This window comes from Nocardia sp. NPDC058058 (assembly GCF_042885355.1).
GTDB lineage: Bacteria > Actinomycetota > Actinomycetes > Mycobacteriales > Mycobacteriaceae > Nocardia.
On the sequence record NZ_JBHVSA010000002.1, the window covers coordinates 40,919 to 62,038 of the forward strand.

At 67.0% G+C, this 21,120-nt stretch carries 17 protein-coding genes; 8 read left to right on the plus strand and 9 right to left on the minus strand.

Annotated elements, in window-relative coordinates; all coding sequences use genetic code 11:
• Positions 1-97 precede the first annotated feature (97 nt).
• Genes ACFVUS_RS15340 through ACFVUS_RS15360 form a run of 5 tightly spaced genes read right to left on the minus strand, consistent with a single transcriptional unit; the run spans position 98 to position 5,511 of the window.
• Entirely contained in the window at positions 98-874 is a 777-nt protein-coding gene (locus ACFVUS_RS15340; protein ID WP_375963646.1) for an enoyl-CoA hydratase, read from the minus strand.
• On the minus strand, positions 871-1,779 hold the full coding sequence (gene mmsB, locus ACFVUS_RS15345) for a 3-hydroxyisobutyrate dehydrogenase (protein ID WP_387765752.1): 909 nt from the start codon (positions 1,777-1,779) through the stop codon (positions 871-873). The genes ACFVUS_RS15340 and mmsB overlap by 4 nt, the downstream gene beginning before the upstream one ends.
• On the minus strand, positions 1,776-2,873 hold the full coding sequence (locus tag ACFVUS_RS15350) for an enoyl-CoA hydratase/isomerase family protein (RefSeq protein ID WP_387765755.1): 1,098 nt from the start codon (positions 2,871-2,873) through the stop codon (positions 1,776-1,778). Before ACFVUS_RS15350 ends, mmsB begins: the two co-directional genes overlap by 4 nt.
• Positions 2,870-4,009: an acyl-CoA dehydrogenase family protein gene (locus tag ACFVUS_RS15355; protein WP_387765758.1), complete on the minus strand. Its 1,140-nt coding sequence runs from the start codon at positions 4,007-4,009 to the stop codon at positions 2,870-2,872. The genes ACFVUS_RS15350 and ACFVUS_RS15355 overlap by 4 nt, the downstream gene beginning before the upstream one ends.
• Before the next feature lie 2 nt (positions 4,010-4,011).
• Complete coding sequence (locus tag ACFVUS_RS15360) at positions 4,012-5,511, minus strand: CoA-acylating methylmalonate-semialdehyde dehydrogenase (protein ID WP_387765761.1); 1,500 nt, start codon at positions 5,509-5,511, stop codon at positions 4,012-4,014.
• 169 nt (positions 5,512-5,680) lie between these two features.
• Between ACFVUS_RS15360 and icmF the strand changes: the two genes are divergently transcribed.
• Together icmF and ACFVUS_RS15370 are read left to right on the plus strand one after the other, a co-directional pair.
• Positions 5,681-8,968: a fused isobutyryl-CoA mutase/GTPase IcmF gene (gene icmF, locus ACFVUS_RS15365; RefSeq protein ID WP_387765764.1), complete on the plus strand. Its 3,288-nt coding sequence runs from the start codon at positions 5,681-5,683 to the stop codon at positions 8,966-8,968.
• Between the two features lie 66 nt (positions 8,969-9,034).
• On the plus strand, positions 9,035-9,442 hold the full coding sequence (locus ACFVUS_RS15370; protein WP_387765767.1) for a DUF3224 domain-containing protein: 408 nt from the start codon (positions 9,035-9,037) through the stop codon (positions 9,440-9,442).
• Between the two features lie 9 nt (positions 9,443-9,451).
• Here ACFVUS_RS15370 and ACFVUS_RS15375 read toward each other — a convergent pair whose 3' ends face one another.
• Positions 9,452-9,895 carry a MarR family winged helix-turn-helix transcriptional regulator gene (locus ACFVUS_RS15375; protein ID WP_387765770.1) on the minus strand — a complete coding sequence of 148 codons (444 nt, stop codon included), beginning with the start codon at positions 9,893-9,895 and terminating at the stop codon, positions 9,452-9,454.
• A 106-nt stretch (positions 9,896-10,001) separates the two neighbouring features.
• Here ACFVUS_RS15375 and ACFVUS_RS15380 point away from each other — a divergent pair, with 106 nt between their 5' ends.
• The gene (locus ACFVUS_RS15380; protein ID WP_387765773.1) at positions 10,002-11,327 is read left to right on the plus strand and encodes a Dyp-type peroxidase; all 1,326 of its coding nucleotides are present in this window, start codon (positions 10,002-10,004) and stop codon (positions 11,325-11,327) included.
• Positions 11,328-11,457: 130 nt separating this feature from the next.
• The gene (locus tag ACFVUS_RS15385; protein WP_387765776.1) at positions 11,458-12,519 is read left to right on the plus strand and encodes an amidohydrolase family protein; all 1,062 of its coding nucleotides are present in this window, start codon (positions 11,458-11,460) and stop codon (positions 12,517-12,519) included.
• Between the two features lie 47 nt (positions 12,520-12,566).
• Here ACFVUS_RS15385 and ACFVUS_RS15390 read toward each other — a convergent pair whose 3' ends face one another.
• Positions 12,567-13,196, minus strand: coding sequence for a TetR/AcrR family transcriptional regulator (locus tag ACFVUS_RS15390; protein WP_387769872.1), 630 nt, complete (start codon positions 13,194-13,196; stop codon positions 12,567-12,569).
• Between the two features lie 110 nt (positions 13,197-13,306).
• On the opposite strand from ACFVUS_RS15390, the gene ACFVUS_RS15395 reads away from it, so the two are divergent.
• Genes ACFVUS_RS15395 through ACFVUS_RS15410 form a run of 4 tightly spaced genes read left to right on the plus strand, consistent with a single transcriptional unit; the run spans position 13,307 to position 17,286 of the window.
• Positions 13,307-14,143 (plus strand): SDR family NAD(P)-dependent oxidoreductase, encoded by an 837-nt coding sequence (locus ACFVUS_RS15395; RefSeq protein ID WP_387765779.1) that lies wholly within the window; start codon positions 13,307-13,309, stop codon positions 14,141-14,143.
• 31 nt (positions 14,144-14,174) lie between these two features.
• The gene (locus ACFVUS_RS15400; RefSeq protein WP_387765782.1) at positions 14,175-15,098 is read left to right on the plus strand and encodes a ferritin-like domain-containing protein; all 924 of its coding nucleotides are present in this window, start codon (positions 14,175-14,177) and stop codon (positions 15,096-15,098) included.
• The gene (locus ACFVUS_RS15405; RefSeq protein ID WP_387765785.1) at positions 15,095-15,751 is read left to right on the plus strand and encodes a hypothetical protein; all 657 of its coding nucleotides are present in this window, start codon (positions 15,095-15,097) and stop codon (positions 15,749-15,751) included. The genes ACFVUS_RS15400 and ACFVUS_RS15405 overlap by 4 nt, the downstream gene beginning before the upstream one ends.
• Before the next feature lie 8 nt (positions 15,752-15,759).
• The gene (locus tag ACFVUS_RS15410; protein ID WP_387769875.1) at positions 15,760-17,286 is read left to right on the plus strand and encodes a flavin-containing monooxygenase; all 1,527 of its coding nucleotides are present in this window, start codon (positions 15,760-15,762) and stop codon (positions 17,284-17,286) included.
• Position 17,287: 1 nt separating this feature from the next.
• On the opposite strand, the gene ACFVUS_RS15415 is transcribed toward ACFVUS_RS15410, so the two are convergent.
• Together ACFVUS_RS15415 and ACFVUS_RS15420 are read right to left on the minus strand one after the other, a co-directional pair.
• Positions 17,288-18,058, minus strand: coding sequence for an SWIM zinc finger family protein (locus tag ACFVUS_RS15415; RefSeq protein WP_387765788.1), 771 nt, complete (start codon positions 18,056-18,058; stop codon positions 17,288-17,290).
• A complete protein-coding gene (locus ACFVUS_RS15420; RefSeq protein ID WP_387765791.1) occupies positions 18,055-21,111 on the minus strand; it encodes a DEAD/DEAH box helicase in 3,057 nt (1,018 codons plus the stop codon). The genes ACFVUS_RS15415 and ACFVUS_RS15420 overlap by 4 nt, the downstream gene beginning before the upstream one ends.
• Positions 21,112-21,120: the final 9 nt, after the last annotated feature.

Genomic DNA, 21,120 nt, shown 5'->3' on the forward strand with positions numbered 1-21,120 from the left:
ACCCGCGCTCACCGGGTTCATGGCCGATCTCGTGTGGATAGAACATGTGGGCGCGGGCGGGGGGGCCCCCCCCCCCCAAACCCCCGACCATTTACGGCTACTTGTTGCTGAAGTTGGCCGGGCGCTTCTCGACGAAGGCGGCCATGCCTTCCTTCTGATCCTCGGTGGCGAACAGGGAGTGGAAGACGCGGCGTTCGAAGCGCAGGCCCTCGGTGAGGGTGGTTTCGAAGGCGCGGTCGACCGCTTCCTTGGCGATCATCACCGAGGGCAGCGACATGGACGCGATGGTCTCGGCCACCTCGAGGGCGGTCGCGACCAGGTCGGCGGCCGGGACGATGCGCGAGACCAGGCCCGCGCGCTCGGCCTCCTCGGCGTCCATATTGCGGCCGGTGAGGATGAGGTCCATGGCCTTGGCCTTGCCGACGGCGCGGGTGAGGCGCTGCGAGCCGCCCATGCCGGGGATGACGCCGAGCTTGATTTCGGGCTGCCCGAACTTGGCGGTGTCGGCGGCGAGCAGGATGTCGCACATCATGGCGAGTTCGCAGCCGCCGCCGAGGGCGTACCCGGCGACCGCGGCGATGATGGGCTTGCGGAAGGCGACGAGGCGGTCCCAGCCGGCGAAGTGGTCGGTGAGGAACATGTCCATGTACGACTTCTCGGACATCTCCTTGATGTCCGCACCGGCCGCGAAGGCCCGCTCGGAGCCGGTCAGCACGACCGCGCCGATCTCGTTGTCGTTCTCCAGCTCGTCGAGGGCCGCCGAGATATCGGTCAGGACCTGCGAGTTCAGCGCGTTCAGAGCCTTCGGCCGGTTCAGCGTGATGAGGGCGACGCGGCCTTTGCGCTCCAGCAGAATCGTCTCGAAGTCGGTCACGCCTGTTCTCCTCCAGATCGGGTACGAATATCGGTGACGATAGCGGAGAAATCCTTGCCCGCTTCGTCCTGGTTGAAGCGGTTGTAGATCTCCGCCGCAAGCAAACCGATCTGTCCGTCAACCCCATTGGCCTGCAGGGCATTCGCAGCCAGGCCGAGATCCTTGTTCATGAGCGCCGTGGCGAAACCGGGCTGGTAGTCGTTATTGGCCGGGCTGGTCGGCACCGGTCCGGGCACCGGGCAGTACGAGGTGAGTGCCCAGGACTGCCCCGACGCGGTGGACACCACATCGAAGAACTTGTCGTGCGTCAGCCCCAGCTTCTCGCCCAGCACGATGGCCTCGGAGAGTCCGATCATGGAGATGCCCAGGATCATGTTGTTGCAGATCTTGGCGGCCTGGCCGACGCCCGCGCCGCCGCAGTGCACGACCTTGCCGCCCATGACGTCCAAAAGCGGCAGCGCGGTGGCGAAGTCGGCGGCCGCGCCGCCCACCATGAAGGTGAGGGTGCCCGCCGCCGCGCCCGCGACACCGCCGGAGACGGGGGCGTCCAGGGCCCGATGTCCCGCTGCCACAGCGAGTTCCGCGGCGGCCTTGGCATCGCCGACGTCGATGGTGGAGCAGTCGACGAACAGGGTGCCGGGCTTGGCGGCGGACAGTACATCGTTGTAGAGGTCGAGCACGATGCGGCCGTTGGGCAGCATGGTGATGACGATCTCCGATTCGGTCACGGCCGCAACGGGTGTCGCGACGACCGTCGCGCCGTCGGCGCGCGCCTGATCCTGTGCGGCGGGCACCGGATCGTAGGCGAGGACCTCGTATCCGGCCTTCACCAGGTTGGCCGCCATCGGGCCGCCCATATGGCCGAGGCCGAGAAACCCTACCCTGCTGATCTTTTCAGAGCTCACTGTTGATCCTTCGGTGTGGCCAAACCCAATTCGCGATCGCCGAGCGCGCCGAAGTAGGCGTCCACATCGGCGTCGGTGACATCCGCGAGCGTCGCGGGCCGCCACTGCGGGTTGCGATCCTTGTCGATGACCTGGGCGCGAATGCCCTCCACCAGGTCGTGGGTGTTCAGCGAGGCGGCCGAGACCCGGTACTCCCGGTTCAGCACCGCTTCGAGGCTGTCGGCCTTGCGCGCCTCGCGCAGCGACCGCAGCGTGACTTTCAGCGCCACCGGCGATTTCGACAGCACATCCGCGGCGGCCCGGGCGGCCTCGGCGCGCCCGTCGGTCTGCAACCGGTGCACGATCTCCTCGACGGTGTCCGCGCCGTAGCAGTAGTCGATCCAGTCGCGCTGCGCGATGAATTCCGAAACAGGTGCGGGCTGTGCGAATTTCGCGATGGCGTCATCCGCGCTGAGCGTGCCGAGCGCTTCCAGCAGGGCCGGAAGGTGTTCGGACGGTACGAAGGCGTCGGCGAATCCGGCGGCGATGGCGTCACCGGCGCTCATGCGCGCGGTGGTGAGCGCGACGTGCGTACCGATCTCGCCGGGTGCGTGTGCGAGCAGGTAGGTGCCGCCCACGTCCGGGATGAAGCCGATGCCGGTTTCCGGCATGCCGATCTTGGAGCGTTCGGTGACGATGCGATGCGAGGCATGCCCGGACAGGCCGACGCCGCCGCCCATCACGATGCCGTCCATGATCGCCACGTACGGCTTGGCGTAGCCGCCGATGAGCGCGTTCAGGATGTACTCGTCCCGCCAGAACCGCCCGCTGGGCGAATCGGCGGCGGTCCACGGTGAATCATTGTGGGCCACAGCGTTCTTGGCATCGGTGTGGATGGCGACGATATCGCCGCCCGCGCACAGCCCGCGCTCCCCCGCGCCGGTGAGCACCACGGTGCGCACCTCGTCATCGGTTTCCCAGGTGCGCAGCGCGTCCAGAATGGCCAGTGCCATCGGGTGATTCAGCGCGTTGATCGCCCGGGGCCGGTTGAGCGTGATCAGGCCGAGGCCGTCGCGCTTACCGATCAGCACCTCGGGTTCTGCGTTGTCACTCATGCTGCTCCTACCACCGAGCGGGCGACTACGACCCGCATGATCTCGTTCGTGCCTTCCAGAATCTGATGCACCCGCAGATCGCGGACGATCTTCTCGATCCCGTATTCGGCCAGGTAACCGTAGCCACCGTGCAGTTGCAGGGCCTTGTTGGCCACCTCGAATCCGGCGTCGGTGGTGAACCGCTTGGCCATGGCGCAGAGTTCGACCTTGTCGTCGGCGTCGGCGTCCAGGGCGGCGGCCGCGCGCCACAGCAGGGTGCGGGCGGCCTCCAGGGAAGTGCGCATATCGGCGAGTTCGAATTGCAGTGCGGTGTTGTCGAGCAGCCGCGAGCCGAACGCCTTGCGCTGTGCCAGATAGGCCACGGTCTGATCCATGGCCGCCTGTGCCCCGCCGAGCGAGCAGGCGGCGATATTGAGCCGCCCGCCATTGAGCCCGTTCATGGCGATCCGGAAGCCGTCGCCCTCGGAACCGAGCCGGTTGGCGGCGGGCACCCGGGCATTGTCGAGGATGACCTGCCGGGTGGGCTGTGCGTTCCAGCCCATCTTGCGCTCGTTCGCGCCGAAGGACAGGCCGGGGGTGTCGGCGGGCACGATGAACGCCGAAATCCCGCGCGCCCCATCGTCACCGGTGCGTGCCATGATCACGTACACATCGCTGCTGCCCGCACCGGAGATGAATTGCTTGACCCCGGTGAGCAGATAGTCGTCACCGTCGCGAACGGCCTTGGTGCTCAGGGCTGCCGCGTCCGAACCCACACTCGGTTCGGTGAGCGCGTAGCTGGCCAGCAGATCCATCGAGGTCAGCCCGGGCAGCCACCGATTGCGCTGTGCCGCATCGCCGTAACTGTCGATCATCCACGAGGCCATGTTGTGGATGGAGATGTACGCGGCGATGGCGGGGCAGCCGGTGGAGAGCTGTTCGAAGATGCGCACGGCGTCGAGCCGCCGCAGTTCCGAACCGCCCACGTCCTCCCGGACGTAGATGCCGCCGAGGCCGAGCTGCCCGGCCTTGCGCAGTACGTCCACCGGGAAGTGCTTGCGCTCATCCCATTCCAGCGCATTGGGCGCGAGCAGCTCGTCGGCAAAGGAGCGGGCGGTCGCGGTGATCGCCTTTTCGTCGTCGTCGAGTGTGAACATTCTCAGTCCATGGTCGGGATGACGAAGGCGTTGCTCTCCTTGAGGCCGGAGGGCCAGCGCTGGGTCACCGTCTTGGTCTTGGTGTAGAAGCGGATCGAGTCCGGGCCGTGCTGGTTGAGATCGCCGAAGCCGGAACGCTTCCAGCCGCCGAAGGTGTGGTACGCGATCGGCACCGGGATGGGCACGTTGATGCCGACCATGCCGACCTGCACGCGGGCGGCGAAGTCGCGGGCGGTGTCACCGTCGCGGGTGAAAATCGCTACGCCATTGCCGTATTCGTGCTCATTCGGCAGGCGCAGCGCCTCTTCGTAATCCTTGGCGCGCACGATGGTGAGCACCGGACCGAAGATCTCTTCCTTGTAGATGCGCATGTCCGGGGTGGCGCGATCGAAAAGCGTCGCACCCGCGAAGAATCCCTCTTCGCCGCCCTCTACGACCAGGCCGCGCCCGTCGATGACCAGTTCCGCGCCCTCGTCGACGCCGATCTGCACGTAGTCGTTGACGCGATCGACGCCGTCCTGCCCGACCAGGGGACCGAAGTCCGCGCCCGGATCATCGGAGAGGCCGACATTGAGCTTGGCGATGCGTTCGATCAGCTTGTCGCGCAGGCGATCCGCGGTCTCCTCGCCGACCGGCACCGCGATGGAGATGGCCATGCAGCGCTCGCCCGCGGAGCCGTAGCCCGCGCCGATGAGCTGATCGGCGACATCGTCCAGATCGGCGTCCGGCATGACGATGGCGTGGTTCTTGGCACCGCCGAAGCACTGCGCGCGCTTGCCGTTCGCGGTCGCGGTCTCGTAGATGTACTGCGCGATCGGGGTGGAGCCGACAAAGCCGACGGCCTTGATCCGATCATCGTTCAGCAGCGTGTCGACGGCTTCCTTACCGCCGTTGACCACGTTGAACACGCCCGCGGGCAGTCCGGCCTCGAGGAACAGCTCGGCCAGTCGCAGCGGTACCGAGGGGTCGCGCTCGGAAGGCTTGAGCACGAACGCGTTTCCGCACGCGAGCGCCGGTCCGGCCTTCCACAGCGGGATCATGGCCGGGAAATTGAACGGGGTGATGCCCGCGACCACGCCGAGCGGCTGACGCATGGAGTACACGTCGATGCCGGTGCCCGCGCTCTCGGTGTACTCGCCCTTGAGCAGATGCGGTATGCCGACGGCGAATTCGATGACCTCGAGCCCGCGCTGGATATCGCCCTTGGCGTCCGGGATGGTCTTGCCGTGTTCGCTGGACAGCAGTGCGGCGAGCGAATCCATCTCGTCCTGCACCAGGGTCAGGAACTTCATCAGCACGCGGGCGCGCTTCTGCGGGTTGTACGCGGCCCACACCTGCTGCGCCTCGGCGGCATTGGCGATGACGGCCTCGACCTCGGTCTTGGTGGCCAGCGGCACCCGCGCCTGCACCGCTCCGGTGCTGGGATTGAAGACGTCTCCGAATTTGCCGGAGGTCCCGGCCACGTGCTGACCGCCGATGAAGTGCGTGAGTTCGCGAACCATGCCAGTCCTGTCTCGATGTCACCGCGTGGTCCACGCGGTCTTAGGTCACCATATAGTTGGACATCCATCTATTTCCAGAGATGTTGCTGTGGCGGATCTCACCTCACATTTGATTTGACGTCCTACTATTGGGGTATCAACTGTGCGGCCGTAGACGCGGAGGATTCCCATGGCCGATCTGCATGTTCCGACGAACCCGGTGCGGTTCGTGACCTCGGCGGCGCTGTTCGACGGCCATGACGCGGCCATCAACATCATGCGCAGAATCCTGCAGGGGCAGGGCGCGGAGGTGATTCACCTCGGGCATAACCGGGCCGTGCGGGATGTGGTGGACGCGGCGGTCAGCGAGGACGTACAGGGCGTCGCCGTCAGCTCGTATCAGGGCGGGCATATCGAGTACTTCGAATACCTGGCGACGGCACTGCGCGAGGCCGGGGCGGAGCACGTGCGGATCTTCGGCGGGGGCGGCGGGGTGATCATTCCGGAGGAGATCGAACGGCTCGCGAAGGCCGGGGTCACCATCTTCTCGCCCGAGGACGGACAGCGACTCGGATTGCCCGGCATGATCAATCAGCTGATCGCGGGCTGCGATGTGGATCTGTCGATCACGCCCGCGCCGGTGGAGGCGGTGCTCAGCGGGGATCGGGCCGCGCTGGCGCGCACGCTCACCTGTTTGCAGCAGGACACGCTGCCGTCGGCGGATATGGCCGAGCTGACCGCGGCGGCGAGTGCGCGGCGAGTGCCCGTGCTCGGCATCACCGGCACCGGTGGATCCGGAAAGTCTTCTCTCACCGATGAACTCATTCGGCGACTGCGCACCGATCAGCAGGACAAGTTGCGGGTGGCGGTGCTCGCGGTCGATCCGACGCGGCGGCGCGGCGGTGGCGCGCTGCTCGGTGATCGCATTCGCATGAACGCCCTCGACGGGGAGCGGGTGTACTTCCGTTCCCTCGCCACCCGGGGTGAGCGGGAGCTGCCGCAGAATATCGATCAGATGGTGATCGCCTGCAAGGCAGCGGGTTTCGATCTCGTCGTACTGGAGACCCCGGGCATCGGACAGGGTGACGCGGCGATCGCCGAACACGTGGATGTCTCGCTCTACGTGATGACACCCGAGTTCGGCGCGGCCTCCCAGCTGGAGAAGATCGACATGCTGGATTACGCGGATGTGGTGGCGGTCAACAAGTTCGAGCGGCGCGGCGCGGAAGACGCGTTGCGCGATGTGTCGCGGCAGCTGGTGCGCAACCGGGAGGCGTTCCACGCCCTACCGGAGGATATGCCGGTATTCGGCACCAGCGCCGCGACCTTCAACGATGACGGGGTGACCGCGCTCTACCAGCATCTGAGCGGACTGCTGGGCGAGCAGGGCCTGCCACTGGAAACAGGTGTGCTGCCCCGGGTCGACACCCGATCCTCGACCCGGTTCGCGCAGATCATCCCACCGGCCAGGGTCCGCTATCTGGCAGAGATCGCGGAGACTGTGCGCGATTATCACGCCGCCACGGCAAGTCAAACCGCTGCCGCACAGCGCATTCAGCGCCTGGAGCAGGTGCGGGACGAACTCACCACGTCATCCCGGCATGCTTTTGGCCGGGATCCACAGGCCGGGGTGGATTCCGGCCAAGAACACGCCGGAATGACGGAGGCGGCGGCCGCCGTAGGCGAACTACTGGACCGGGCGAGCGCCGATCTGACTCCCGAGAACGCCGCTCTGCTTTCCCATTGGCCCGAGGTCGCCGAGTCCTATCGCGGCGAGGAGCAGGTGGTTCGGATCAGGGATAAGGAATTGCGCACGCAGCTGCGCCGGGAAACCCTGTCCGGCAATTCGATTCCCCGGGTCGCGCTCCCCCGCTTCACCGATCACGGTGAGCTGCTGCGTTTTCTGCGCGCGGAGAATCTGCCGGGGCGGTTCCCGTTCACGGCCGGGGTGTTCCCGTTCAAGCGCGACGGTGAGGATCCGGCGCGCATGTTCGCGGGCGAGGGCGATCCCTTCCGCACCAATCGGCGATTCAAGGTGCTGTCCGAACACGCTGACGCCAAACGGCTTTCGACGGCCTTCGATTCGGTGACGCTGTACGGGCATGATCCGGCCGAGCGTCCGGATATCTACGGCAAGGTGGGCACCTCGGGTGTTTCCATCGCCACACTGGACGATATGAAGGCGCTATACGACGGTTTCGATCTGGACGCGCCGAGCACCTCGGTATCGATGACCATCAACGGTCCCGCGCCGACGATCCTGGCGTTCTATCTCAATGCCGCGATCGATCAAGCGCTGGAACAGTTCTCGGCCGCGCAGGGTCGCGAGCCGACCGCCGAGGAGGCCGCGGAGCTGCGCGCGCGGACGCTGTCCACCGTGCGCGGCACCGTGCAGGCGGACATTCTCAAGGAGGATCAGGGCCAGAACACCTGCATCTTCTCCACCGAGTTCAGCCTGCGCATGATGGCCGATATCCAGGAATGGTTCGTGCGCAACAGCGTTCGCAATTTCTACTCGGTGTCGATCTCCGGCTATCACATCGCCGAGGCCGGGGCGAATCCGATCAGCCAGCTGGCCTTCACCCTGGCCAACGGCTTCACCTATGTGGAGGCGTATCTGGCGCGCGGTATGGATATCGACGATTTCGCGCCGAATCTGTCGTTCTTCTTCTCCAATGGCATGGACGCGGAGTATTCGGTGATCGGCCGGGTGGCCCGGCGCATCTGGGCGGTCGCGATGCGAGACCGGTACGGGGCGAACGAGCGGTCGCAGAAGCTCAAGTACCACGTGCAGACCTCGGGCCGGTCCTTGCACGCACAGGAGATGAGCTTCAACGACATTCGCACCACTTTGCAGGCGCTGATCGCCGTCTACGACAACTGCAACAGCCTGCACACCAATGCCTATGACGAGGCCGTCACCACCCCGACCGAGGAATCGGTGCGGCGGGCGCTGGCCATTCAGCTCATCATCAATCGCGAGTGGGGCCTGGCGATGAATGAGAATCCGCTGCAGGGCAGTTTCATCATCGATGAGCTGACCGATCTGGTGGAGGAGGCGGTACTGCGCGAATTCGACCGGATCAGTGAGCGCGGCGGCGTGCTCGGGGCCATGGAGACCGGCTATCAGCGCGGCCGCATTCAGGATGAATCCATGCTGTACGAGCGGCGCAAGCATGACGGCAGCCTGCCGCTGATCGGCGTCAACACCTTCCGCAATCCGCATGAGGAGGAGCACCGCGTCCTGGAATTGGCGCGCGGCACCGAACAGGAGAAGCAGTCGCAGCTGCGACGGGTGCGCGAGTTCACCGGCCGTCATCGCGAACAGGCGCCCGCCGCGCTGGCCCGGCTCGCCGAGGCGGCCGGTTCGGACGCGAATGTCTTCGACGCGCTCATGGACGCCGCGCGGGTGTGCACGCTGGGGCAGGTGACCGATGCCTTCTTCATGGTCGGCGGCCAGTACCGGCGCAATGTCTGAGGTGCGGCGACCGGCCTGACGCGTATTTACAAGAGCATGTCGGCCGCCGCCGATACGCTCGGATTCGTGCAGGTAACAGGAACTTTCAGCGTCAAGTCATTCGTACCCACCGAGGTCGTCCCGGATCCGGCCATCGCCACCGCCGTGCCCGTGGGCGTCGTGCAGATGGAGAAGCAGTTCGAGGGTGAGGTGACGGGCCGCGCGGCGACCCTGTTCACCTCGGCCTTCGATCAGGCCGCCGGAGTCGGGACCTACGTGGCCATGGAATCGTTCGAGGGCGCGCTGGCGGGCCGGGCGGGCGCGTTCAATTTCGCGCATTCGGCGACCACCTCGGGCACCGATCGCAGCAATGAGTACTTCATCATCGTGCCGGGCAGCGGCACCGGGGAGCTGGCGGGCATCACCGGCACGGGGACCATCACCGTCGATGCGGACGGCACCCATCACATCGGTTTCGAGTACGAGATCGCCTGATCGCGACGGTCAGGACTCCGGTTCGGCGAAGGCGGCGAGCACGCTCTGCCCGATCTGCCGCTGAATCGGATCCGCTTCCGGGCCGAACATGTGCGCGTCGACCTCGACGGCCACCTGTTCGGCCCGGCGCAGTACGCGGGTGCCCTCCGCGGTGAGTTCGATGGTCGATGCGGATCCGGCGCGCGCGGTGCGATCGTGCACCAGGCCGTGTGCCACCAGGGTTTTCACGCCGGTGTGCACGCTCTGCACGCTGACGCCGGACATGCGGGCCAGATCGCTGAACGACGCGCCGGGCCGCGCGGCGATGTGCGCGAGCAGTCCGAATCTGGCGACGGTGAGGCCCAGCGGGGTGAGCGCGGTATTGAGTTCGGTCTCGACGCGTTTGGCCAGGGTGAGCAGGACGATGCCCGCGCTGGTTATTCGCGGCCGGGAGCGGCCGTTCTCGGTGGTCACGGCTCCAGTCTCGCGTATGGAGCGGTGACAGCCGGGGAGCCGTGCCTTTTTCGGCGACCTTCAGTATGGTTGAAGGTGAGCCGGAAGCGGGCTATCCTTCGTGATCATGAGCGGCTCTACTACAGATCGTAGTAATTCATTCGGCATACCCCGGGTCTCCCGGCGCGGACTCTTCGGATCGGCACTGGTGGCGGCGGGCGCGGCCACGGCGGGCGCGGTGGCCGGACGGGTCACCGCGCCGAACGAAAACGATTCCCGCACGGTGGCTTTCCACGGCGCACGGCAGGCGGGCATCGCCACCGCGGCACAGTCGCACGCGCTGTTCCTGTCCTGCGATCTCGCGAGTCGCGACCGCGGGGTACTGCGAGATCTGCTGGCCGCCTGGACCGAAACGGCCGCGGCGCTGACGGCGGGCCACCGGGTGCCCGACAAGCCGGACAGCGCACCGGGATTCAGCGATCACACCGATTTCGCGACCGGACTCGATCCGGCCCGCCTCACCATCACCTTCGGACTGGGACCGGCGGTGTTCGAGAACTGGTCGGGACTGTCGGATCGGCGGCCCCGGCATCTGGCGACCCTGCCGGAATTCGCGGGAGATCAATTGCGGCCCAGCTGGACCGGCGGCGACATCATGGCGCAGATCTGCGCCGATGATCCGCAGATCGTCAGCCACGCCTTTCGCGCGCTGCGCGCCCGGATGCCGGGACTCGGCAATCTGCGCTGGACCCAGCACGGCTTCCTGAGTCGACCGGTCGACGGCGGCACTCCCCGAAATATGTTCGGGCACAAGGACGGCACCGCGAATCCGGTCGTCGGTACCGCCGAATTCGACGCGGCCGTCTGGGCGAACGCGCCCGAGGAACCCGAATGGTTCCGGGGCGGAACGTATCTGGTGTTCCGCAAGATCCGCATGAGCACCGCGGAATGGGACATGCTGTCCAGGCCGGAGCAGGATCGCATCATCGGCCGGCGGCGCGATGACGGATCACCCTTGACCGGCAACGCCGAATTCGATCCGGTGGATCTGGACGCCCGCGCGGCGAACGGGGAGCCGATCATCCCGGCGGCCGCGCATGTGCGGCTGGTGCACGGCATTCCCATGCTGCGGCGCGGGTACAGCTACGACTACGGCACGCTGGTGGCGACCAGCGCGACCACCGCCGCACCGGTTCCGGAAACCGTTCCCGCGCACGATCATCCCGAGGGCACCGCGCCGAATCACACGCACGGCGGACATGCCCAGCTCGATGCCGGACTGCTGTTCGCCGCGTATATGAACAATCCGCCGGAGCAGTTCATCCGGGCGCAGCACCTGCTGGCGGCGAGCGATCGGCTCAATACCGTGGTGCAGCACACCGGTAGCGCGATATTCGCCATGCCGCCCGGAATCGATCTCGGCGAATCGATCGGAGCCGGACTCCGCCTGTGACGGCCCGGGGCTCGGACGCCCCCGGCTGTTTCCGGTGCCGCTACCCGATTTCGGCGTTTCCGGGTGCGGCGCGTGAAAGAATCCGCTGCAGGTCGATCCGGACGGAAGGGACATCATGGACCTTGCGGGCATGACAGTCGTCGATGCGCATATCCACCAGTGGGATCCGCTGACCACGCCGCGCGAATTCAGCGGACTCGCCAAACTGTTCCACTACGTGCCCGTTCCCATCGACTGGGCCAAACGTCTGGCCCCCAAACGAGATCGCGAATTCGTCGGCGATCCGGAACCGTTCGTCCACCCGTATCTGCCCGCCGACTACCGCACCGATGCCGGGGACGTTCCGGTCGAGGGCATCGTGCACATCGAGGTGGAGTGGAGCGGTAAGGGTCCGCTCGCACCCGTCGGGGAGACGCGCTGGGTGGCGAGCCTGCCGTTCGGCGTCGACACCCCCGCGCTCGGGGCGATCATCGGCGCGGGCGATCCGGCCGCACCGGGCTTCGCGGAGTTGCTGGACGCGCACCTGGCGGCCTCACCGCTGTTCCGGGGCATTCGCACGCGGGTTGAGTACCACCCGGATCCGAAGGTGCGCGCGCACAACAAAGCTCCGGGCGCGCTCACCGCGCCCGCGTTCCTCGATGGTTTCGGCGCGCTCGCCGAACGCGGGCTCGGCTTCGAGGCGTGGGTGTTCTCGAACCAGCTGCCCGAGGTCACCGCGCTGGCCGGACACTATCCGGACGCCACCATCGTGCTGAACCATTTGGGCACGCCCGCGGGTATTTTCGGTCCGGTCGGCAAGGAGACCGGGCACAATCCGGGACAACGGCGGGAGTTGTTCGTGCGCTGGCGCGATGATCTCAGCGCACTGGCCACGCACCCGAATGTGGTGGCCAAGGTGAGCGGGCTGATGATGCCGATCCTCGGGCATCCGGTGCCGCCACGCGGTAATCCGACTCCGGTACCCGCACTGCTGGAGCGTATTTCGCCGCTGCTCGAGCACGCCCTCGACGTCTTCGGCGCGGATCGGCTCATCTGGGGCTCGAATTTCCCGGTGGACAAACCGATTACGAGCATCGGCAATGCCGCCGAGGCGGTGGCGACCGCACTCACCGCGCACGGGGCGGATGAGAAGGCGCTGGAGCAGGTGTTCCGCAGCAATGCCCAGCGGGTCTACCGCATCGACAACCTCTGACCACGTCGGCGAGGCCCGGCGGTCGCGCCCGCTCGAGCGGGTGCGATTCAGTCGGGCACGGCCAGGTACTGCGTGCCCAATAGTCGCGCGGTGCGGCTGACGTGTTCGACGATGCGGTCGGTATCGGATTCGATGGCCCCGGTGCGCCAGGCGGTGAGCAGCTCCACGAAACCGCCTATGCCCATGAGGGTTCCCATCCGCAGATCGGCTTCGTCGAAGCCCGGCCGCAGATAGGGCCGTCCGGTGGCGATGAGCAGGTCGGTCGCCTCGGTGAGCATGGCCTTGCGCCGTTCCTCGAGCACCCGGGAACCGGCGTGATCGCCGAACAGGATGCGGGCGGGGCTGTCCAGTTGCAGAGCGACGGCACGGGCGATGGCGCGGTGCAGTATCTCCAGCGGCGGCAGGTGCAGGTTTTCCGCCACCACGCCGGACAGTTCGCCGAAGACCTCGAGGCAGACCTCGTCCCAGACCGCGGCGAGCAGTTCGTCGCGGTCCGCGAAGTGCTCGTAGAAGTAGCGGTCGTTGAGCGCGGCGCGATTGCACACCCCGCGCATTGTGACTGCGGCCCAGCCGTTTTCGAGCCATATCGCGAGCGCCTCGGCGATCAGCCGGGCACGGCGTTCGGTACGGCGTTCCTCCTGGGTTCGCCCACCCCAGGTCCGGGCGGGTGCGCGCACGTTCATCATTGACATTTTGCCCTATCGCGCGCCTAATTGGGGGCAGGCGCGGCCAATGGTGGCAGATGCCACCAGTTGCCGCACCGGACATTTCGGATCCGGGAGTTCCCATGCGACTCAACCCCTTCGGCGGTTCCCACCGCACCCGGCAGGCGGACGCGGTGGTGACCGGCGCCGGCAGCGGTATCGGCCGCGCCTTCGCGGTCGAACTCGGCAGGCGGGGCGGGCGGGTGATCTGCTCCGATATCGATGCCGAACGAGCCCGCGAGACAGTCGAATTGGTGAGCGCCACCGGCGGCAAGGCCTTCGACGCGGTATGCGATGTGAGCAAGATAGACCAGGTGGAGGCGCTCGCCGCCACCGCCGAACAGTGGTTCGGCAAGACCGCCGACGTGGTGGTCAACAATGCCGGAATCGGCCGCGGCGGCGAGGTCATCGGCGATGCGCCCCTGGACGAATGGCATCAGGTGCTCGATATCAATCTGTGGGGCGTCATCCACGGCTGCCACGTCTTCGCACCGCGACTGCGCGCCGCCGGAACCGGCGCGATCGTGAATGTGGCCTCCGCCGCCGCGTTCGGTGTCGCACCGCGCATGGCCGCCTACAACGTGAGCAAGGCGGGCGTGCTGGCGCTCTCAGAAACTCTCGCCGCGGAACTCTCCGGCACCGGCGTCAGCGTCACCGCACTCTGCCCGACGGCGGTGAAAACCAATATCCTCCAGGACGTTTCGATCGGCGACGAGAACATCTCGGAGTGGGGCGACCGGCTGCTGCGCTGGACCGGCCGCCCGCCCGCCTCGATCGCCCGCACCACCCTCGATGCCGTGGATCGCGGTCAGCTCTACGTCGTCCCGCAAATCGAAGCCAAATTGATCTGGCAGTCCAAACGACTACTGCCGGAGCCATATACCCGCGCCGCCGGTCTGCTGGAGCGGCTGGTGCGGTAGCACGACGGCCATTCACGAGAAGGAGTGAACAATGGCGTTCGCGTATTCCGACATGCTCACGGTCATCAAGGACAAGCAGTGGGCGCTGGTCGATATCGACTGGGACGCACCGGGAGCCGACCTCATCACCGCGGAGCAGCGACCCGCGCTCACCGCGTTCATGGCCGATCTCGTGTGGATAGAACATGTGGGCGCGCGCGGCTTCGCCGCGCTCACCAAACGCGCGCCGGAAGGCCCGCTCAAGGAGATCTACCGGTATTTCCATGCCGAGGAGCAGAAGCACGCCAATGCCGAACTGGCGCTGATGCGGCGCTGGGGCATGCTCGAGGGCGATCAGATGCCGTTGCCCAACAAGAACATTCGCATGGTCATCCAGTGGGTGGACCGGTACGGCGACGATCTGACACTGCCGGTGCTCGGCACGGTGATCCCGTCGCTCGAATGCGCCCTCGACGGCGCGCTGGTGAAATTCCTGCTGGACGAGGTGCGGGATCCGCTGTGCCACGAGGTTTTCCGGCACATCAACAGCGATGAATCCCGGCATCTGGCGGTCGGCTTCCAGGTGCTCGAACAACTCGGGGCCGGGCCGATGCGGCGCATCGCCATCGAGACGGCGGGTTTCGCGCTGCGGCCCACGCTGCTCATGGGAGCACTGCTGTACACACCGCTGCTGTCCCGCATGTCCACCAACATCATGGCGATGGGCCTGGATGAGGAGAAGCTCTGGAATGCGGTGCGGCGGTACGAGAAAGCGGGTGAACGCGCGCCCAGCATCAAACGCGTACCGCTCTTCCACGTGGTGCGGATGCATGGGAAGGCCACCATCAACAGGTGGCAGCCGATCCAGGGCATCAATGATGTGCTGAACAAGGCCATCGACTATTTCCCGGTGCGGGTGCTCGGTAAGCCGCCGACCTGGTCGCAGGGGCTGACCTACGATCCGGTGGCGAAATGAACGCCACTGCCAAGCAGAGTAATTCGGGCAGAGAGGGTGATTCGGGCAGGGTTCGCGCCGCCGGACCGCGCGGCGCGGACAGCTACACCGGACCGCAGGTGCACTGCGGGCGCTGGCGGGGGCAACTCGAACTGCGGGATAGGCACGCGGCGCTGATCGGCTCCGCAACGGCGATCGCCCGGGTGCTGCCGGGTATCACCGCGCAGGCCCGCCGGGTCACCGTCTTCCAGCGGGATCCGGTGTGGATACTGCCCGCACCGCCCATTCCCGGGCGCAAACTGCTGCGTCGACTACCGGATGATCTGCTCGGTTCGCTGCCCAGCGACAGTGCGCGACCGCTGCCCGGCGACCCCGCCTCCCAGCCATTGCCGGGCACGCCCCGGCCACCGCACGGTATCGCCGCGACCCTGTTGCGAATGGCCGCCACCGCGAATCTGTTCGTCTCGGTGCGCGATTCCTGGGTGCGACGCCAGCTCACCCCCGATACCGCGACCGGTGTGCGCCTGCACGGCGGGTACTACCGGGCGCTGAACCAACCCCATTGCGAGCTCGTCACCTGGCCGATCGCCCGGCTCGCCCCGCTCGGCATTCGCACCGTGGACGGTGTCGAACATCGGGTGGACTGCATCATCTACGCGGAGGACGCATTGTGAACAGCACCGTGGTGGACCACGAGATCATTATCGTCGGCGCGGGTTTCGCCGGGATCGGGACGGCGATCGCGCTGCGCAAGGCGGGATTCGACGATTTCCTCATGGTCGACGACGCCGACGGAGTGGGCGGCACCTGGCATTGGAACACCTATCCCGGTATCGGCGTGGACATCCCGTCGTTCAGCTATCAGTACTCCTTCGAACAGCAGCGCACCTGGTCCCGGGTGTACGCGCCCGGACGGGAATTGAAGGCGTACGCCGAGCACTGCGTCGACAAGTACGGGTTGCGACCGCGAATTCGCTTCTCCACCAGCATCGTCCGCGCCGATTTCGATGACGCGCTGCACCTGTGGCGGTTGCGCACCGGTGACGGCGAGGAACTCACCGCGCGCTATGTGATCGGTGCGACCGGGGTGCTGACCCGGCCCAAACTGCCCGAAATCGCAGGGGTGGAACGGTTCACCGGTGTCACCATGCACACCTCGCGCTGGGATCACGATCAGGACTTGCGCGGTAAGCGGGTCGGCATCATCGGCACCGGGGCCTCCGCGGTGCAGGTGATTCCGGAGATCGCGCCCGAGGTCGCGGAACTCGTTGTCTTCCAGCGCACTCCGATCTGGTGCCTGCCGCGACCGGATACCGCGCTGCCCCCGCTGGTGCACCGGCTGCTCGGGCTGCCCGGCGGAAAGCTGGTGACGCGCTTGGTCTCCCAGGCATTCGTGGAACTCACGTTCCCGCTGGCCGCGCACTATTACCGGGTGCTGCCCATGTCCAAGCTGGGTGAGCGGACCGGGCTGGCGCATCTGCGCGACCAGGTCGACGATCCGCAGGTGCGGGCGAAGCTCACGCCCGACTACGCGCTCGGCTGTAAGCGGCCGTCCTTCTCCAATGACTATCTGAAGACGTTCAATCGGTCGAATGTGCGGCTCGACACCGAGCCCATCGCCGAGATCACCGCGACCGGGGTGCGCACCGCCGCCGGGCATCATCAGGTCGATGTGCTGATCATGGCCACCGGGTTCAAGGTGATGGAGTCGGGCAATATGCCCACCTTCGATCTGCACGGCAGCGGCGGCATCCGGCTGGAGGACTGGTGGGACACCCACCGGCTACAGGCGTACGAAGGCGTCAGCGTGCCCGGCTTCCCGAACTTCTTCACCATTATCGGCCCGTACGGCTACAACGGTTCCTCGTACTTCGCGCTGATCGAAATGCAGACCCGGCATATCCTGCGGCTGCTCCGCAAGGCGCGCGGGAGCCATGCCACCCGGATCGAAGTCACCGAGGAGGCGAACGAACGCTTCTTCGAGGAGATGCTGAATCGCCGTGGCACACAGGTGTTCTGGCAGGACTCCTGCACCCGCGCCAACAGTTACTACTTCGATAAGAACGGCGATGTTCCATTGCGCGCCATGACCACACCCGAAGGTTTTTGGCGCGCAGGACATTTCGACTTCGCGGACTACAGCTTCACCGCACTGGGCAAGCGCACCGACAGCCGAATCAAAGCCACCACGAAAGCCGCGGTGCGATAGTTCAGGACTCCAGCAGGGAGTAGAGCGTGCGCAGGTGCCGATAGCCGATCTCGGCGCTGCGCTCGTCCTCGGCGGTCATGCGCAGACCTCGACGGAGCAGGACGGCGTCGAGATCCGCCGGGGCCGGCTGGAATTCGGGCTTCGGCAAGGCGGGCAGGCGGATGTTCTCGCCGTACAGGTCGGCCGAATCCGCCGGGTTGCCGTCCTGCTGCACGCTGCCGATGAGATCGTCGAGTTCGATGCCGCGCAGGGTGAGCAGATCGCGCGGGGTCTCGTCGAGACGTTCGGCGATGACGTAGCAGATGGCGGCCACATGCTTGCACGGCCAGCCCACATCGGGGCAGGTGCAGGAGAAATCCAGTTCCGGGGCGGTATTCGGAAGCAGCAGCGGGCCGAGGGATTTGGGCAGGGAGCCGGAAGCGATCTCACCGAGCATGCCGGGGGTGGCGCGCACCAGGTCGACAAGTTCGCGCAGGCGTTCGTCGCGCAGCTGGCGCAGGGTCAGCACCGAGATGAACGGGCGCGGCTGACTGCCCTGTACCTCGGCGGCGACCGCGCCGGGCTCCAGGTGATAGCTGATCACCTGGCCGGTGCGGGCGTACGAGCGGCCCCGGGTGAGCCGGCCGGGATCGGCGACATCCTCGATGGCCTGTAGAAACGAACGGCCCCACCAGGTTCGGGCGAAGGCCGCGCCGCGGCGACTGCGCGAGGAGACGCCGCCTTCGACGGGGCGGCGCTCGCCGAACTCACCGACATCGATGTAGGTGTTCATTCGCCCACCGCCTCCGCGCCGAGCGCGAACAGCGCGCGCAATTCCTCATCACCGAGTTCGGTGATCCACTTCTCGCCCGCGCCGACGGTCAGATCGGCGAGCTGACGTTTGCCCTGCAACATATCGTCGACCCGCTCCTCGATGGTGTCCACGCAGACCAGCTTGCGCACCTGCACATCCCGGCGCTGGCCGATCCGGAAGGCGCGGTCGGTGGCCTGGTTCTCCACCGCCGGATTCCACCAGCGGTCCAGGTGCACAACATGATTGGCGGCGGTCAGGTTCAGGCCGGTGCCACCCGCCTTGAGCGAGAGCAGCATGAGCGGCGGACCGTCCGGATCCTCCTGGAAGCGGGTGACCATATCGTCGCGGCGCTGTTTGCTCACCCCACCGTGCAGGAACGGGACCGCCACGCCGAAACGTTCGGAGAGATAGGGGCCGACCAGCTCGCCGTATTCGGCGAATTGGGTGAACAGCAGCGCCTTCTCACCATCCGCGATGACGGATTCCAGAATGTCCTCCACCAGCGCCAATTTCCCGGAACGGTGATGGCCGCGGCGCAGCACCGCCGATCCGTCGCGCAGATAGTGCGCGGGGTGATTGCAGACCTGTTTGAGCCGGGTCAGCGCAGCCAGCACCGCGCCCTTGCGCTCCATACCCTTGGCGGCCTTCAGTTTCGCGGACATATCGTCCAGCACCGCCTGATACAGCGCCGCCTGCTCCACGGTGAGGTTGGCGCGCATGGTGATCTCGATCTTGTCGGGCAGATCCGAGATGACCGCCGGATCGGTCTTCACCCGGCGCAGCACGAAAGGTGCGGTGAGCGCGCGCAATCGGCTCACCGCGAGCTCATCGCGCTCCCGTTCGATCGGCACCGCGAACCGGGCATGGAAATCCGCGGGCTTGCCCAGCAGCTTCGGATTCACGAAATCCATGATCGAGCGCAACTCTTCGAGGCGGTTCTCCACCGGAGTTCCGGTGAGCGCCAGCCGATGTCGCGCGGGCACCAGTCGCGCCGCCCGCGCCTGCCTGGTCCCGGCATTCTTGATGTGCTGCGCCTCATCGAGCACCGTGCGCGCCCACGGCTGCCGCTTCAATTCCTCCACATCCCGCGCCAGCAGCGCGTACGTGGTCACCACCAGATCCGAATCCGCCACCGCCGCATCGAATTCCGCGCCCGACCGGCGCCCCGGCCCATGATGCACCAGCACCCGCAGATCCGGCGCGAACCGCTCCGCCTCCCGCTGCCAGTTGCCGACCACCGACATGGGACAAACCAACAGGGTCGGTCCGACGCCGCTGTCTTCTCGTACGCCGGACGCGGTCACCGACTCCGCCGCGCCCCCCTGGCCGGAGCGCCGCGCCGCGACCGCAGGTCGGTTGGAATCTACTGCGGCGATGGATGTTTCGCGTTCGTGCACAAGCAATGCCAACACCTGCACGGTCTTGCCCAGGCCCATATCGTCGGCGAGGATCGCGCCGCAGCCCAGGCGGCTCATGGTGGCGAGCCAGGCCAGGCCGCGCTGCTGGTACGGGCGCAGCTGTGCCTTGAGGCCGATCGGGTCGGGGACCGGTTCGTCGGTGCGTTCGGCGTCGAAAAGCTGTGCGGCCCAACCGGTCGCGGAGACCGGTTCGATGGGGACGCCGATGGCGGGATGCGCGGCGAGTTCGGCGAAGAGCGCGCCCGCGGTGGTCTCGGTGGCGTCGGTGCGGCCCGCGACGTAATCCGCGGCCGCCGCGAGCATGCGGTGATCGGCCTGCACCCATTCCCCGCGCAGCTGCACCAGATCGGATTTGGCCTGCACCAGGCGCGCCATCTCGGCCTGCGAGAGCGTGGTGTCGCCCAGCGCCAATTCCCACCGGAACGACACCAAACCGTTGAGCCCGACCGCGCTCTCCGAGGCGGGCGGACTCTGCACCCGCAGCCGCAGCGTGGGCGCGGCAATCCGCCACGAACGCGGCAGCAGCAATCGAATCCCGGTGCCCTGCAAGACATTCGCCCCGTGTGCGACCAGATCCAGGACCACCTCGGTGGGCAGGAACATATCCATGCTGCGCCCGTCCCCGGGCAGATCCCGCAGCCGCGGATACGCCGCCTTCGCAGCCGCCAGCTTCTCCCCCGCCAGCCGCACCAGATGCGGATCGCCGGGCAGCAGCACCGGCTGCGGGGCCTCCCCCTCCTCGCGCAGGCACACCTCCAGCCGCCACAGCGCACCCGGCTCGGCCGCGTCCTCGCCATCCGGCTCGAGCAAGCGCAGCACCAGCTCCGGCTCCCCCGCCGTCAAACTCGTGCGCCAGTCCTCCAGCACCGCCGCCACCCGATGCGAACCGCTTTCCAGCGGAACGGCTTTCAGCAACGCCGTCACCAGCGGATGGGACCGCGGTTCGGGGAACTCATTGTCATCGGCGATACCGAACCCGCGCTGCCGATCGGTATTCGGCAGCTCCGCCCAGGCCTGCGGCAGCGTCTGCCGCGCCGCCGTGATCGCCGCCATTTCCGTATCGCGCGTATCGATTTCGCCGAACCCCTCGGGCACTTTCGGCATCAGGTGCAGCCGGGTGATCGGGTCGGTGAGTTCGGCCGTGAGGTTGTCCAGGAGTTCGGCCGGACGGCCCCCGACCTGAAGCGCGGGCGGCATGGCAACCGCCAACTCCGCCAGCCACGCGCGCTGGCGCTGACCCCCGACCAGCCGCCACCGCACCCACCACTCACCGTCATCGCGCCGCACCTCGGGCACGATCCGCCCCGCCCGCACCCAGCGATCGACGCCGCGGGCGACATGTCCGAGATAGCGCAGATCGCCCGCGACCAACCCGTCCGGCAGCTGTTGCAGCAGCACCCCCGCGGCGGCTTCCGGAGCCAGCGCATGCGCTTTGACCTGAGCTTTCTCCTGCCCGTACGGACCACGCCGCAGCACCGTGGCCCGATGCCGGAATTTCGCGGCCCGCACGATCCGGCCCAGCGGATCGGGCAGCGCGGCGGCGTCGACGGCGTCCCGATCGGGGTCGTGCCACAGCACCAAGCCCGATCCCGGCGTCCACAGTCCGTGCAGCATCCGACCATC